The following is a 14,569-nucleotide window of genomic DNA, read 5'->3' as shown; positions in this document are numbered from 1 at the left end:
TTGTTGGTTCTACTAATCAGCCCATTCACCACTGCGCATGACGGGTTCGGAGGTACCATCCGGCAGGATACCGTCAATGTCCATCTCTCTGCTGCCGATCATAAAGTCGACGTGGGTGATGCTTGAGTTGAGACCGTGTTTTTCTTTTTCTTCTTTCGTCATATCGGCGCCGTTTTCAAGACAAAACGCATAGGCGCTTCCGATAGCGAGGTGGTTTGAAGCATTTTCGTCAAACAGGGTGTTGTAAAACAAGTCCCCGGATTGTGAAATCGGTGAACTGTGGGGAACAAGCGCGGCTTCTCCAAGGAAATGGGAGCCTTCATCGGTTTCAATCAGATTTTTCAATGTTTCTTCCCCTTCGTCGGCACTGTAGTCAGTGATTCTCCCTTCTTTAAAGTGAATGGTGAAATCGTCAATAATCTTGCCGCCGTAGTTCAATGGTTTTGTATTCGTAACATACCCGTTCACGCCGGTTTTTTCCGGTACTGTAAACACTTCTTCGGTCGGCATGTTGGCGATGAAATGGACGCCGTCTGTATTAGGTCCGCCGCCGCCGACCCAGATATGTCCTTCCGGCAGTTTGACGGTAAGGTCGGTGCCGGGCGCTTTATAGTGAAGTTCACTGTAACGTCTTTCATTTAAGACAGCAGCTTTATTACGGAGTTTTTGGTCGTGGGATTCCCACGCCTCCACCGGGTTCTCAAGATCCGCACGTACGGCCTTGAAGATGGCGTTCCACAGTTTTTCTTCCGCTTCTTCTTCCGTGTCTTCCGGATACACTTTTTTGGCCCAGCCTGGAGATGGGGATGCAATTACAAGCCAGCTTACTTTGTCGGACTGGATGTAGGAGCGGAATGTTTCCATAGCTTCGCCGGCAGCCTTGTTCGCATCGGCGATTTTCTCTTGATCGACGCCCTTGAGCAGATCGGGATCGGTCGACTTGACCGTAATAAAGGCAGCTCCGTTTTCAGCCAATTCTTCGCGGCCTCTGGCAATCCACTGCGGGAACTCCTGAAAGGCTTCGCGGGGGGCTTTGTCATATTTGATTCTTGTGAGTGATTCATCGACCCAGTCAACGTGCACGTTTTTAGCGCCGGCATCGTACGCTTTTTCAGCGATAAGCCGGACAAAGGACGCGGACGTGATCGGGGCGGAAATAAACAGCGTCTGGCCTTCCTGGAGATTCACTCCTTTACGGACAGCCAGATCCGCATAGTTATGCAGTTTTTCATCAAATGTTGTCATCGTAATCCACCTTCTCTGACGGAATTTTTGGTAAGTTACTATTGTAACATATCTTTACCACGGTATTGGTATGGAAGGCATTTATAGGATAAACCGGACCATAAGAAAAAATCACCGTTCTGTGAAAAGAAGGGTGATTTTTCTCAGGAGGACAGTTTCACGTCTTTGGACGCGCCGTCTGGAACATTGAGCTGCTGCCTTTCCTGAAAGCTATGGATGTCAGCGACAAAATTGACCGGCATCGAATGTATCTTTGTATTATATTTTTGAACAGTGTTATTATAAATTAAAACAAAGCGGTGGATTTTCTCCTCCGTGTCCTTGAGGTCATCTTCCAGTTGCTGAAATTCTTCGTGCTGATGGAGCTCCGGGTGCTCTTCTTTGACAGCAAACAGGATATGAAGATTTTTGGTCAGTTCTTCATTAATCTGCAGCTGTTCCCGCCGGGAGGTGTTCGGTGAAGTCAGACTGCTCCGCAGCTCCACGATTTTTTCCAGAGTATGCTGCTCCTGTTTGGCATACGGCTGAGCGATGTCAATTAATGATGGAACGGCCTGAACGCGGCGGTTTAACTGCGTTTCGATCTGCGCCCAGGACTCCTCCACCCACTGCAGAAATTTAATAAGGGCATTGTAACCGACAATCCAGCATATTAAAGCCGCAATGATAACGATTCCGAGAACGGTACCGAAGATGGACAAGAGGCTCCCTCCTTTCTACCTTATATACCCAGTCTGATTCAATATGTAACAGGTGATACTGTAATAATATTCTTCCTGTCAGTATATCATGCTTGGATGATATTAGTAAGCAAGACCGGCTCTTCTGCGGTAAAAGGATTCCTCCCCGGCAGCAAGCTGGTACAGAAAAAGAGCTGTGTCTCCGGTTGTAATGTTTTTTCCGTCCTTTGGCAGGACATCGGCAGCTGTGCGGAATTCGCCGGTGGCTTCTCCTTCAGGCAAATACGTCGGACAGGCAATGGTCCAATCGAGCGAAGACTGCCGCAGCAGCTCATAGGCATTGGCATGATCTCTGGCGGCTGTTGTGCTGCGTCGTTTGGATTCATCGGTTTCAAAGCGGAATGCGTCAGGGTTCTGACGCGCATTTAAAATGCCTGCTGTACCGGTGGAAATGATGCGCTGCACGTTTTCCTGTATCATGGCTTCGATGATGACCGGAAAGGCACGCTGCAATGTATTTTGTTTGTCCGTTCCGAGCGCGCTGACAACGATATCCGCACCGGAAATCGTCGTTTGTACGTCCTGATCCGTCAGAACATTGCCCTGGATAACCTGCATAGCAGGATGTGTTCCGGCTTTTTCCGGAGAGCGCGTCAAAGCGCGTACGTTGTATCCACCGTTTAACAGCATGACAAGCAGTCTGCTTCCAACCCTTCCCGTTGCTCCGAATACAGCAATGTTCATTATGTCATCTGTCCTTTCCTTTCTTCACTCAAACATCTTTTCTTTATAGAAACATACTTCCGTATTCGTTACAAATGATTCAGCGGCCGTGCGCAAGATTGCTGTTATCACCGCTCAGCTTATTACCTGAATTTACTATAACATTCACAGCATAGTGTTTCTGATTCGTAACAAACTAGAGGTACAAAGAGGAGGTGAGACACATGGCCAACAACAACAATTCAAACCAACTGGTCGTGCCTGGCGTACAGCAGGCAATGGACCAAATGAAGTATGAAATTGCGCAGGAATTCGGTGTTCAGCTTAGTCCGGATGCGACATCCCGTTCCAACGGCTCCGTTGGTGGAGAGATCACTAAGCGTCTTGTACAAATGGCTGAACAGCAAATGGGCGGCCAAGGTCCGCAGCAGTAATTAAATATCATGGCTCGCGGGGTTGTCCAGAGGTGCTGCATTGCAGCACCAGGGGCAGCCCCCTTTTTTATCAAACATAACACGAAAAAAGCCTGGTAAAGACCAGGCTGCAACACTTATCAGCGGCGGGGTGGTTGTTCTTTCCTGATATCCCGTGCTTCTTCGATCTGCGTATTGTCCGCAGAAGGATGGACGGTGCCTCCAGCGAGTCCTTCATTGATCATACGGTCTTCATCGAACTGTAGATTTTCGTTTTTCTTCTCACGGCTCATGCTGACGCCCTCCTTTCGTTATCAGCTTTCCCTTCGGTTTTTGGATTATGTACATCAAGAAAAGCAGGGCAGTCACCTGTCTTACCCGCTTTTTATTGCTTGCTCCACGGGGGACAAATTGATAAAGTGATATTGGCTGAAACATGGAACGACACATTTTTATGCTCTCCGGCATATGACGGCGGAATCAAGGCAGATAAAGGAGTTTATACATGGAAACGTTGGTAATGATTGTGGTGATGGCAGCGGTGGGATCTCTTATTGGCGGCGTGACAAATTCGCTTGCGATTCGGATGCTGTTCCGCCCTTTTCAACCCGCCTACATCGGGAATCTGCGGCTGCCGTTCACTCCGGGGCTGATTCCAAAACGCAGACACGAAATGGCGGAACAGATTGGAAAAATGGTCGTTACCCATCTTCTCACTCCCGAGAGCCTGCGGCAGAAACTGAAAAAATCGGACTTTCACGACAGCCTGCAGAACTGGCTGGCAGAAGAGGTATCCACGTTTCTTCATCAATCTTCCACTCTGAGGGATATAGCGGAAAAAACGGCAGGAAGAAAGCTTCACCTGGAAGACAAGGGCCGGGTTTACGCCAAACGTTCCATGGATGAATGGCTTGAAAAAAATAAAAACAAGCCTTTGCAGGACGTTATTCCTGATGCCGTGACGGCAAAAGGGGATCATCTGATTCCTGTCTTTGCCGCTCGGATAACAGCAAAAGGGGCGGATTATTTCCGTGGAGACGAAGGAGCTCTGCAGCTTGAACGACTTTTGAATAAATTTCTGCAGGGCAAAGGGTCGATGATGAATTTTTTGGGTTCGATGTTCGGAAGTGACAGAATCGTTGAGAAGCTGCAGCCTGAAATTGTGCGTTTTCTGGAAGATGATACGTCAAAGAAGTTTGTGGAAAATATGCTTCAACAGGAATGGACAAAATGGAAACAAAAGCCTTTATCTTCGATTCAATCCTACATTGATACAAATACGGTCTCTTCGGAACTGGTATCGTTTTTGATCCGGGAACTGCCTGCGCTGGAGTATCTGGACCGCCCGTTATCCGAATGGGCGCCGTCCTATAAAGACGTAATTGCGGGCCGCTGGCTCCCTGCTGCAGTAGGCCGAATACAGTCCTTTCTGATTGACCGGCTGCCCGGTCTTTTGGAAAGATTGAATCTGGACGAGGTCGTGACAGAGCAGGTTAATACGTTTTCGGTGGAAAGACTGGAAGAAATGGTGCTTTCCATATCGAGGCGGGAGTTTAAAATGATCACGTACCTCGGCGCCGTGCTCGGAGGTATCGTCGGGTTGTTCCAGGGTGTGATTGTGGTTCTTTTTTCCATTGGATAAAAAGAAGAAAGAATCAGGAGGAAACGGATGATTTCTGCATTTCATTCATGTTATGCTCGGTTAAGATTGTAAAAAGGAGGACTATGTTATGTCCAATGTATACGACAAAGCACGAGAATTATCCCAGGAATTAAGAGATAGCGATGAATTTCAAAATCTAAAAAACCTTCACGAAGAAGTGGAGCAGGACGAAGTAGCGAAACGCATGCTTGATAACTTCCGTTCCCTGCAGCTTGATCTGCAGCAAAAGCAGATGCAGGGCGAGCAGCCGACGGAAGAAGAAATTACACAGGCACAGAAACAGTTTGAAATGGTGCAGCAGCACGAAGTGATTTCCAAACTGATGGAAGTGGAACAGCAGATGAGCACCACCATCCAGGATTTGAACAAAATCATCACCGAGCCTCTCGAGGATCTTTACGGTAACCCGGAAGAACAAGTGGGAGAGCAGGAATAAAGATAAAAACGGAGTTGTATCGGAAGGTACAGCTCTTTTTTTTATGCCGTCTTTTTGTTCCGGTGGGCAGTGTCCGCTTCCACTGCATACAGGGTATTTTAACGGGGAGGCTCCTTAAGCTCATCCGTTCGTGTACACTACCATCGAAAAAGAAGCACGTAGTGTCTACGGATTACTGTTTGGTGATACTACGCCGCTGGATTCAGAAATTAGTGGGTGCCGGCAGAAATCAGTGGACACTAACAGCAGGAGCTGAAGTTATAATGTCTCCTGACCTTACTTGCGTGGACACTAAGTATGCTTCGCGGCGGTTTAGTGTCCAAAGAACCGCTCCGTTCCGGGACGACCGCACCCCGGCTCCAGATGACGAACTTTTCTTTTGTAAAAAAAGAAACAAAAACCCCGCCGAAGGCAGAGAAATCCTTCTATATTTCACCGGCTGCGCCATGTTCTAAGGGGAGAAACCCCTGCATAGGATGACGGTAGATCAGGCCAGGTGCCAAGGAGGGACATGACGTGGGATATCGACTGCTAGCCATGAGCATTGATGGAGTCCTGTTGAAATCCAATGACCGTATGAGCCGGGAAACGAAGGACGCTGTGGATTTTGTCCGTAATAAAGGAGTGTATACGCTTCTTGTCACGAACCGCAGTTTTGGTTCAGCAAAAAAAGTGGCCCGGCATTTGAAGATGGAGCATGAAATGATCTGCCACGGCGGTGCGCTCACAGCCGGCCAATCGGGTACGCCGATTCTTGAAGCACGCATGCCGGTGGAGATGGTGTATGACGCGGCGGCGTGCATGGAATTGTATCCGTGCCGCATCCAACTCGAAAGTCAGGATTACGAATGGGAAAACAAAGAGCCGGCCTCGAAAAATGTGCTCGGTAAAATCCAGTTCAGCCTGGGAGAGGGGTTGTTTCAACCGAAAACATACACAGACAGAGTGTCGGCAGCGGCAGCGGAAAAGCAGCTGAGTGCGCTTCGTCTGTTCGGACATTTCGAAAGCAGCCGCGATGCCGAGCACTGCCGGGGAATGCTTCAGGAAAAAATACCGGGCATACGAGTACACCAGCAGGAGAACAGTTTGACGATAAAAAAAGAGGAAGCATCCAAGGAGCACACCTTAAGCTGGCTCATGTCCGAATTAGGTATTGAACAGGAAGAAATGATCTATATCGGCTCCGGTACCGCCGACATCTCTGTCCTTGATATGGCGGAGATCGGTGTGGCAATGGGACAGAGTCCGGATGAGGTAAAGCAGCACGCGGGCTGGATTACAAGATCCAATGATCAAAACGGTCTTGCCTATATGGTGAAAGAAGTATTCCGAAAGCAGATGAAAGTGGAAGTGTAGATGGACGAAAAGGTTGGGGGACAAATACATGTCTGCTGATCATCCGGACGATGGTGCAGAATGCTGCGCTTTGGTATTCTGTTCCCGCGTTCGGATTTTTTGATTAAACCGGCTTTGCTTCTATCATGTTCTTTTTGCACCGGTTCTTCGTTATGGATCAGCAGGCGGCGTTTACAGGTCCTTCACAAGCTGCTTTGTTTAAAATGTTCACGAAACGGCCGTTGGATACCTCCCTGGAAGTTGTTTAAGATGGAAACGGGAGGTATAAAATATGGCGGCAGTCAGGCAGCGAAAACGACTTCCTTATGCAATGGTTCTTTTTATCACGATATGTCTTGCGGCAGTTGTATTATGGAACGTATTTCCAGAAGAGCAATCTCCTATTAAAGAAAGCAATGATCCGTCTTTTGCCGAAAATGAAGTGCCCGCAGCGTATCTTTCTGTCTATAGAGAAGCAGAAGAAGCATACGGTGTATCCTGGGAAGTACTGGCGGCCGTGCACCGGGTGGAGACGGTATTTTCCACGATGGACGAGCTGGAAAGCCCGGTTGGTGCTGTGGGTCATACCCAGTTCATGCCCTGTTCCTTTATCGGATGGAGTTATGAAGGCTGTCAGGGCAAAGGCGATATCAACATTTCCCGTGAAGCACTGACAGATACGGAGGCCATAGAAGAACATGGCGGTTACGGTGTGGACGCGGACAACAGCGGGGAAGCCGATCCCTACAATGTTAAAGACGCTGTTTTTTCGACGGCCAACTATCTCGCCGCTAACGGTGCATCCGATGGGAAGCTGCGGAAGGCACTGTTTCAATACAACCAGGCAGACTGGTATGTGGAAAAAGTACTTTCTTTCTCCTCGGCGTATGAGAACAACCATGAAACGGTTCCCCTGCCGGAAAAATAATCACATCACACAGGCTGTCCGCCGCTGCACATCCTTCCGCGCTCCTGAATAAGATGCTTGTGAAAAAGGAGGCGGATGCTGAAATGAACCCTATGCAGATGCATGAATTGTGCAGACAGAATATTGGACGCTACGTGATGGTGCAGATGAACAACAACGAACAGATTGAAGGATATATGGAAAACGTGGATAACAACCATGTTTACATGTTGGTCCCGGAAAATAATCAACCTCCCATGGCTGGTCCGGACACGCAGGGGATGTCGAATCCCGGTATGATGGGGCAGGGAGGAAATCATTCACCCTGGGGAGCGAAAAACCAGGATATGAACCGGCAGTACTTTGGCGGTTATGGCGGTTACGGCGGTTATGGCGGTTATGGGGGATACGGCGGATACGGCCAGGGCGAGCGCTTCCGCCGGCTTGTTTTGCCGTTGACCGGCCTCGTTGCGCTTTCCACGCTGTTTTAAGTAAACGCATAGCAGGATATGACTCAAAACCATGAACGGGATAAAAAATTCCGGACGATTTCTTCGTGGATCGTTCGGAATTTTTTTGGATCGTATAACGCTTCGTTAAAAAACTTCGCTCTTATTTGAGGAAGATCGACGTTCATGGTGACGTTTAGGGTACCCGCACCCCTCTAAACGTAATCATGACGTTCCCATACTTACGTTTGGCTTCTTTTTTCTCGTACAAACGTCATCGAAACGTGCGCATAACGACGTTTGAACCGAAAACCGGTACTTAAACGCCGCTTCCCTTTTACCCGCTTCGCATTCTTCGGTGGCCCGGAACTCGTCCTGTTCTATGCAGGTAGTCTTCCTGTCATTTATGAATTATACGACCGTATGTTCACGTTTTCGTGATATAATGGCATAGTAAAGGATACAGGAAAGGCTGGAATACACGATGAAACTGCGGTTTATCCATACCGCCGATCTCCATCTCGGGTCAGCTGTCCCGGCTGGAGCAGGGGCGGACCCACGATTGAAGGAGCAGCTGGAAAACAGTATCGACCGGGCGGTGGAACATATGATTCAGGATGCAGCAGCCCTCCAGGTTGATTTTCTGATTATCGCCGGAGACTTGTTTGACCAGGAGAACCGCAGCCTGAAACACCAGATTTTTTTGAAGCAGCAGTTTGAAATGCTGAAGCAGCAAAATATCAAGGTGTATCTGATTTACGGCAATCACGATCCGGTGGACCGGCGGTATGCGCCGTCCGGCTGGCCGGACAACGTTCACGTGTTCGATACGGAGCCGGAAGTAAAAGTATTTCATAAGCACGGGACGCCTGCTGCCCATCTTTACGGCTGCAGCTACAAAGGAAAAACGCAGCACAATGTTGCATCGGAATTTGTGAAGCAGCCGGGAGCTTCTTTTCATATCGGACTGCTGCACGGGGAGGAAGAAAAGAACGGCACCCATTCCTACGCCCCGTTTCTCAAAGAAGAACTGGAAGCGAAGCGTTTTGACTACTGGGCGCTTGGTCACATACATACAAGACAATTTTTGTCGGAACGAATCAGCTATCCCGGAAACATTCAGGGACGGCATCGGAATGAAACCGGGGAGAAAGGGTATTCTCTCGTGGAGCTCGATGAAGATGACGCAGCGGTGACGTTTTGCCCAGTGTCTCAGGTTGTGTTTGCGGCACTGGAGATTTCGATTGAAGACTGCACAGGTTTTGATGACCTGACAGACAAAGTGCTGCGGGATATATCAGAGCGGACATTCACCGGCGCGTCCGGACTCTGGCTTGACATAACGCTGACCGGAAAGGGTATGTTAAGCGATTACCTGGAAGAGGAAAGAGAAGCCTTGCAGGATGCCTTGAACAGAATCGGGGAGGCGGAGCGTCCGTTCTTTTATGTGTACCGGATGGAGGATGCGACCATGGCTGACTTGCAGCAGGAAGAACTGGAAAAGGAGAACCATTTTCTCGGAGACGTCGCAAGGGCAGCCGCTGAGCTGAAACAGGATCCAAAGCAGCTCGAGAATGCATGGAGTGTGTTATATCAACCGACAGGACCCGGAATGTATCTTTCATCCGGCGGGGAAGAAGAGACGAAGGAAGTGCTGGAAGATGCAGAACGGCTGCTGTGGCAGCTGTGGGGAAAGGAGACAGCCGATGAAGATTGAAGCTCTCCACATTTACGGGTTCGGCAGGTTCCACGATGAGAAGATAACCGTGGATTCCTCTTTTCATATTTTTCAGGGAAAGAATGAGACGGGAAAATCCACGATACGCGCGTTTATCCAGGCTGTGCTGTTTGGTTTTCCAAGCAAAAAAGAACTTGCCGGCCGCCATGAGCCGAAAGAAGGAAGCCGCCACGGCGGGAGCATCACCATACGGCTGGAGGATGGAGCGCAGGCTGTCGTGGAGCGGACAGCCGGCAGAAAATCAGCCGGAGACGTTCTCGTTTACACCGGTGATGGCAGAGAGCACGGCGCAGAGTGGCTGGAAGGTCTTTTGGGAAGCCTCGACCGCGGCATGTTTCAGGGCATTTTCTGTTTTGGTCTGGAAGGACTGGGAGAAATTCAGCAGTTAAAAGGGAGCGACTTAAACCAGTACATTTACGAAGCGGGCATGACAGGCACGAAACATATTGCTTCCATTGAAAAAAAGCTGCAGCAGCGTCTAGATCAACTGTACAAACCCAGAGGGCAGAAGCCTGAAATGAACACCCTTTTGCAGGAACTTCATGAAAAAAAGAAAGAACTGCGGGAATGGGAAGCAAGATTCGATATGTATGACCATCTTGTCCGTCAAAAGAATGAGGTAGAAGAAAAACAGGCCGGTCTTAAACAGAAAAAGGCGGATTTGCACGCCCGTAAAGAACAGCTGCAGCGCAGACAGACGCTGTTGTTGGTGTATCGCGATTTACAGGAGGTCTATCATCATTTAGAGACACTGAAGCCGTTTGAACACGTATCGCTCGACTGGGAAGAACAGAGTACGGCTTATCATGAGCAGCGAAAAGAAGCAGGCTCCCAGGAAGAAGAGCAGGCGCTTGCTGAGCAGCAGATTGCCGCGCGGAGTGAGGGGGCTGATTTGAACCGGCGGATATGGTCTGTCCGGGACAGCGTCTATGCCCTGAAAGAGAAGCTCCCCTTGTACCGCAAATACAGCGATGATTATAACCGGCTGCAGCAGGAAGCCGCTCAGCACAAAAAACGTCTGGCAGAGAAACAGCACCGGCTTGGCATCAGGGAAGAGACGGCATTGACTAAAGCTCAGACATCAATGAATGCTGAAGAAGAACTGCATGATCTCAGCGGCAGAGCAAAAGGACTGCAGGAGCGGATCCGGCTGCTTGAGGAACAGATTCAAGAGCATCAGGATCAGCTTGCGCTGCAGAAAAAAGATTTGGATACGCATGACGGGCACCGCCGTTCTGAAGAGGAGAAACAGCGCAGTGCGGAAGTTGTCGAAAAACAGCGGAAAGAAAACAGAGACGGGCGTCCGGTATGGCAGCAGCCGGTGCTTCTGCTGCAGCTCGCCTCGGTTATATTTTTTACTCTAGGTATGCGGGAAATGATAAGCGGACATTGGCTGATGGGACTCATTATGTTCGGCGCCGGATTTTCAGCTGCCATCCTCTGGATCCTGCAGCAGCAGTTCCGCGCTGTGAACCGTCAGGCTGCTGAAGCTGACAACGATGCAGCCGGGCACACAGCGGAACTTGACGCAGATCAGCGTCTGGAGACATCCATCCGTGAGAAACAATGGGAGTACGACCGGGAAGCCAATACGTATCAGGCGGCACTCGACAAAAAACAGAAAGCCGATGAACAGTGGCAGGAACTGCTGGACTCGATGGAGAAATGGACCGGCACGTATTATTTCCCGTCTCCCGGATCGCTTCTGCAGGCACCGAGTTTTTTCACCGCCGTACAGGAATGGCAGAAAGAAAAGAAGCAGCAGGAAGCCGTGGAACAGGAAATGAAGACGCTCGAGGTGTATCTGTTTGGAATCGAACAGGAAGCAGAAAAAGCGGCTGCCGCCATCGGCATTCCCGAAGATTCAGTGGAAAGTACCATCCAAGCGGCATGGAACATAGTCGAAAAAGAAGAAGCAAAAGAAAAGCAGTATGAGCAGGATCTCCGGGACTGGGAAACAGTAAGAAGCCGAAGACACTACTACAGAAAAAGAAGAGAACAGGCAGAACGTTCGATTCAGAATTTGTATCATCTATGCGGCGTAGAGTCCGGGGAAGAATTTAAGCAGGCGGCTGCGGCGAAAAGACAGTACAATGACTGGAAAACGAAAGAAAACTGGCTGCTGGACAGGATGCGTCAATCCCTGGCAGAGGGTGAAACGACGTCTTTGTGGTTCGAGACTTTTGAAACAGATGACAGTGACCCGGATGACGCTATACAAAACATGGAAGAAGCAGAAAAGGACCTGGAACATGAAGAAGACCAGTACCGAAATGAGCTGGCTTCCATAAATCAGGAAATCCGTACTGTGGAAGAAGGCGGGACGTATGAACAGATTTTGCAGCAGTACGAAGAGAAAAAGGGCGAGCTGCAGCGCCTGTCTCGAAACTGGAAGACATACAGGGCGGCCCGGGAGGTATTGAACAAGGCAAAATCCATGTATGAAAAAGAGCGGCAGCCGGAAGTGATTCAAAATGCGTCCTCCTATTTCTCCTATCTGACTGCATCGCAGTATGAACGATTGTTTGCGCCTATCGGGGAAGAAACGTTTATCGTCGAAGACAACCGCGGATTTCGTTTTACACCGGAGGAGCTGAGCCGTGGTACCGCTGAACAGCTGTATTTGTCTCTTCGTCTCGCTCTGGCAGAGAGTTATCATCACAACCAGACACTGCCGTTTATTTTGGACGATCCATTTGTTAACTTTGACAGGGAGCGGCAGAGTATGGTTTTTTCTCTTTTAACAACCTTGTCGCCGCATAGACAGATTTTATATTTTACGTGTGATCACATTCCTGCATCGTCGTCCGGAGTCAGCAGTGCCGATGTTTATTCTGAAGACATTACGGTGGCCGTCCGGGGTTCATTCACCCGTACGCTGCTCTGAGCAGAGGGCGGACGTGATCCGGGGACAGAATGATGAACGAAATTCTTGTCGGGAAAGGAATCGGATGAATGAATAATTATCACGTGTATTTAGTGGAAGATGAATCGAATTTGTCAGAAGTGCTGAAAGCCTATATGGAAAAAGAAGGATGGGAGGTGACGGTGTTTGACAATGGAGCCGATGCATTGGAAGCCGTCCAGAACCCGCCTCATTTGTGGGTGCTTGATATCATGCTTCCCGGCACAGACGGTTATCAGGTGCTGAAAGGAATCCGCGGAGAGGAAGGTGATGTGCCGGTTATTTTTATTTCTGCGAGGGATCAGGACCTTGACCGGGTTCTGGGCCTTGAAATGGGAAGTGATGATTATCTGGCTAAACCGTTTCTTCCGCAGGAACTTCTTATCCGGGCGAAAAAACTTCTCTCCCGTGTCTACGATTCCAGCAGTCAGGAGAGCAAAAAGATTGAATTGAACGATTATTTGATTGACCCCGAGGCCCGCATTATAACAGATCAGGAGAACCTGGAAGAGCCGGTCGATTTAACCACAAAAGAAATGGATCTTGTTCTCCTTCTGACAGAAGATATAGGCAAAGCTCTTTCAAGAGAAGCCATTATCGAGAGCGTATGGGGGGAGAATTACGTAGGATCAGAGCGGGCGGTGGATGATGTCGTGCGCAGAGTCCGCAAAAAAATGCCCCGCGTTCATCTTGAAACACTCTACGGTTATGGATACCGTATTTTATCCTCATGATGAAAGTAAATCTGACCCGGCGTATCTGGTTTTCATTTATCGCTCTCGTTGTTCTGGTAGGACTGACCGTCGTTATCGTTTATCCCATTTCCATAAAAGGAACGCTGACCGAAGAAACGTATCGGATCATTGAACAGGAGCAGGCACGTATGGCCAATCCTTTCAGTGAGCATTTTTCGCTGCCGCAGTCGGAAATGAATTTTATCGAACGAAGAGAAGCGGAACGTTCGGTCGGGCACGTCTTTCTTCTGGACGGTGAACAGCGGGGAGAACCGATTCCACCGGACGATGTGCTGAAAGAAATGGTGCAGAATGCAGGAGATCAGGAGAAGCAGAGAGCAAGGTATGAGCTGACTTATAATGACGCGACCTTATTTTATGTGATTACCCGCATTCAATCCGACGGGGAAGAGGCGTATCAGATATCTTTTATGTGGGACACGTACCGGGACCTAATGGTGAACCGGCTGTGGGAGCGTCTGATTTATCTTCTTGTTATTGCCAGTTTACTTAGTCTGCTGCCGGCTTTCTGGTTGAAAAGGTACCTGCGGCAGCCATTTCGCGAACTCGGCAACCGGTTTGAACAGATTGCCCAGCGGAACTGGAAAGAGCCCATCCGCTGGGAAGGGGATGAAGACTTCCAGAAGCTCTCCGATCAATTCGAGAAGATGCGCCAGAACCTTATACGTTACGACCGGTCGCAGAAAACGTTTATCCAGCATGCCTCCCACGAACTGAAGACGCCGATTATGGTCGTGAAAACATACGCCCATTCAGTGAAAGACGGAGTACTGCCAAAGGACAATCTCGAAGATACGATGAATGTCATTCTTGATGAAACGGACCGGATGGATAAACGGGTCAAAGACATGCTGTATTTCACCAAACTTGACACCCTGCAGAAAGAAACCATCAATCTCGAGGAGAAAGTATTCGGATCCATTGCTTACCGGATCGAAGAACGATTCCGGATGCAGCGGGAAGATCTGACATTTGTCATTCAAGGGGCGGATGTGACCTTGACGGCCGATCCCGAACATCTTCAGGTCCTCATGGAAAATCTCGTGGAAAATGCGATGCGGTACGCCCGTGACAAGGTTTGGATGTCGGCGGAAGACAGCGGCGGTGATCATGTTTTGATTCGTGTCCGCAATAACGGAGAACAGATTCAGGAAGAAGATATGAACGCGCTGTTTGCACCGTTTCGTAAAGGAAACAAAGGCCAGTTTGGTCTTGGTCTTGCTATTGTCAGCCGTATTGCCGAACTTCATCAAGGGCATGCCGGCGTTGAAAATCTCGAGGACGGGGTGGAATTTCAAATTTATCTGCCGAAATCCTGAC

Annotated in this window: 14 protein-coding genes; 10 read left to right on the top strand and 4 right to left on the bottom strand. The window is 49.2% G+C overall.

The window, feature by feature from the left end; all coding sequences use genetic code 11:
- Positions 1-12: 12 nt before the first annotated feature.
- The 3 genes from BM124_RS11900 to BM124_RS11890 all read right to left on the bottom strand — a co-directional run bounded on the left by BM124_RS11900 (position 13) and on the right by BM124_RS11890 (position 2,669).
- Positions 13-1,245, bottom strand: coding sequence for an aminopeptidase (locus BM124_RS11900; protein WP_093337827.1), 1,233 nt, complete (start codon positions 1,243-1,245; stop codon positions 13-15).
- Positions 1,246-1,388: 143 nt separating this feature from the next.
- The gene (locus tag BM124_RS11895; protein WP_093337825.1) at positions 1,389-1,946 is read right to left on the bottom strand and encodes a LemA family protein; all 558 of its coding nucleotides are present in this window, start codon (positions 1,944-1,946) and stop codon (positions 1,389-1,391) included.
- A gap of 102 nt (positions 1,947-2,048) precedes the next feature.
- Positions 2,049-2,669: an NAD(P)-dependent oxidoreductase gene (locus tag BM124_RS11890; protein WP_093337824.1), complete on the bottom strand. Its 621-nt coding sequence runs from the start codon at positions 2,667-2,669 to the stop codon at positions 2,049-2,051.
- A gap of 203 nt (positions 2,670-2,872) precedes the next feature.
- On the opposite strand from BM124_RS11890, the gene BM124_RS11885 reads away from it, so the two are divergent.
- Positions 2,873-3,082, top strand: a complete 210-nt coding sequence (locus BM124_RS11885; protein WP_093337823.1) for an alpha/beta-type small acid-soluble spore protein — start codon at positions 2,873-2,875, stop codon at positions 3,080-3,082.
- A 119-nt stretch (positions 3,083-3,201) separates the two neighbouring features.
- Here the strand turns inward: BM124_RS11885 and BM124_RS18990 are convergent, their stop codons facing one another.
- Complete coding sequence (locus BM124_RS18990) at positions 3,202-3,354, bottom strand: hypothetical protein (RefSeq protein ID WP_170841122.1); 153 nt, start codon at positions 3,352-3,354, stop codon at positions 3,202-3,204.
- 212 nt (positions 3,355-3,566) lie between these two features.
- Here BM124_RS18990 and BM124_RS11880 point away from each other — a divergent pair, with 212 nt between their 5' ends.
- The 9 genes from BM124_RS11880 (at position 3,567) to BM124_RS11835 (ending at position 14,568) form a co-directional block, all read left to right on the top strand.
- Complete coding sequence (locus BM124_RS11880; RefSeq protein WP_093337821.1) at positions 3,567-4,703, top strand: DUF445 domain-containing protein; 1,137 nt, start codon at positions 3,567-3,569, stop codon at positions 4,701-4,703.
- An 88-nt stretch (positions 4,704-4,791) separates the two neighbouring features.
- Complete coding sequence (locus BM124_RS11875) at positions 4,792-5,160, top strand: YlbF/YmcA family competence regulator (RefSeq protein ID WP_093337820.1); 369 nt, start codon at positions 4,792-4,794, stop codon at positions 5,158-5,160.
- Between the two features lie 516 nt (positions 5,161-5,676).
- Positions 5,677-6,516, top strand: coding sequence for an HAD hydrolase family protein (locus BM124_RS11865; protein ID WP_139217123.1), 840 nt, complete (start codon positions 5,677-5,679; stop codon positions 6,514-6,516).
- A 271-nt stretch (positions 6,517-6,787) separates the two neighbouring features.
- Entirely contained in the window at positions 6,788-7,423 is a 636-nt protein-coding gene (locus BM124_RS11860) for a lytic transglycosylase domain-containing protein (protein ID WP_093337816.1), read from the top strand.
- Positions 7,424-7,506: 83 nt separating this feature from the next.
- On the top strand, positions 7,507-7,893 hold the full coding sequence (locus BM124_RS11855; protein ID WP_093337814.1) for a hypothetical protein: 387 nt from the start codon (positions 7,507-7,509) through the stop codon (positions 7,891-7,893).
- Positions 7,894-8,335: 442 nt separating this feature from the next.
- Complete coding sequence (locus BM124_RS11850; RefSeq protein ID WP_093337812.1) at positions 8,336-9,568, top strand: metallophosphoesterase family protein; 1,233 nt, start codon at positions 8,336-8,338, stop codon at positions 9,566-9,568.
- Complete coding sequence (locus tag BM124_RS11845) at positions 9,558-12,476, top strand: ATP-binding protein (protein WP_170841120.1); 2,919 nt, start codon at positions 9,558-9,560, stop codon at positions 12,474-12,476. Before BM124_RS11850 ends, BM124_RS11845 begins: the two co-directional genes overlap by 11 nt.
- A gap of 68 nt (positions 12,477-12,544) precedes the next feature.
- Positions 12,545-13,228, top strand: coding sequence for a response regulator transcription factor (locus BM124_RS11840; protein WP_093337809.1), 684 nt, complete (start codon positions 12,545-12,547; stop codon positions 13,226-13,228).
- Positions 13,225-14,568: a sensor histidine kinase gene (locus BM124_RS11835; RefSeq protein WP_093337807.1), complete on the top strand. Its 1,344-nt coding sequence runs from the start codon at positions 13,225-13,227 to the stop codon at positions 14,566-14,568. The genes BM124_RS11840 and BM124_RS11835 overlap by 4 nt, the downstream gene beginning before the upstream one ends.
- The last annotated feature ends 1 nt before the right edge of the window (position 14,569 follow it).

Source organism: Salibacterium halotolerans (assembly GCF_900115625.1).
GTDB lineage: Bacteria > Bacillota > Bacilli > Bacillales > Marinococcaceae > Salibacterium > Salibacterium halotolerans.
Note: the sequence above shows the minus strand (reverse complement) of the source record. Positions and strands in the feature narration are given on the sequence as shown.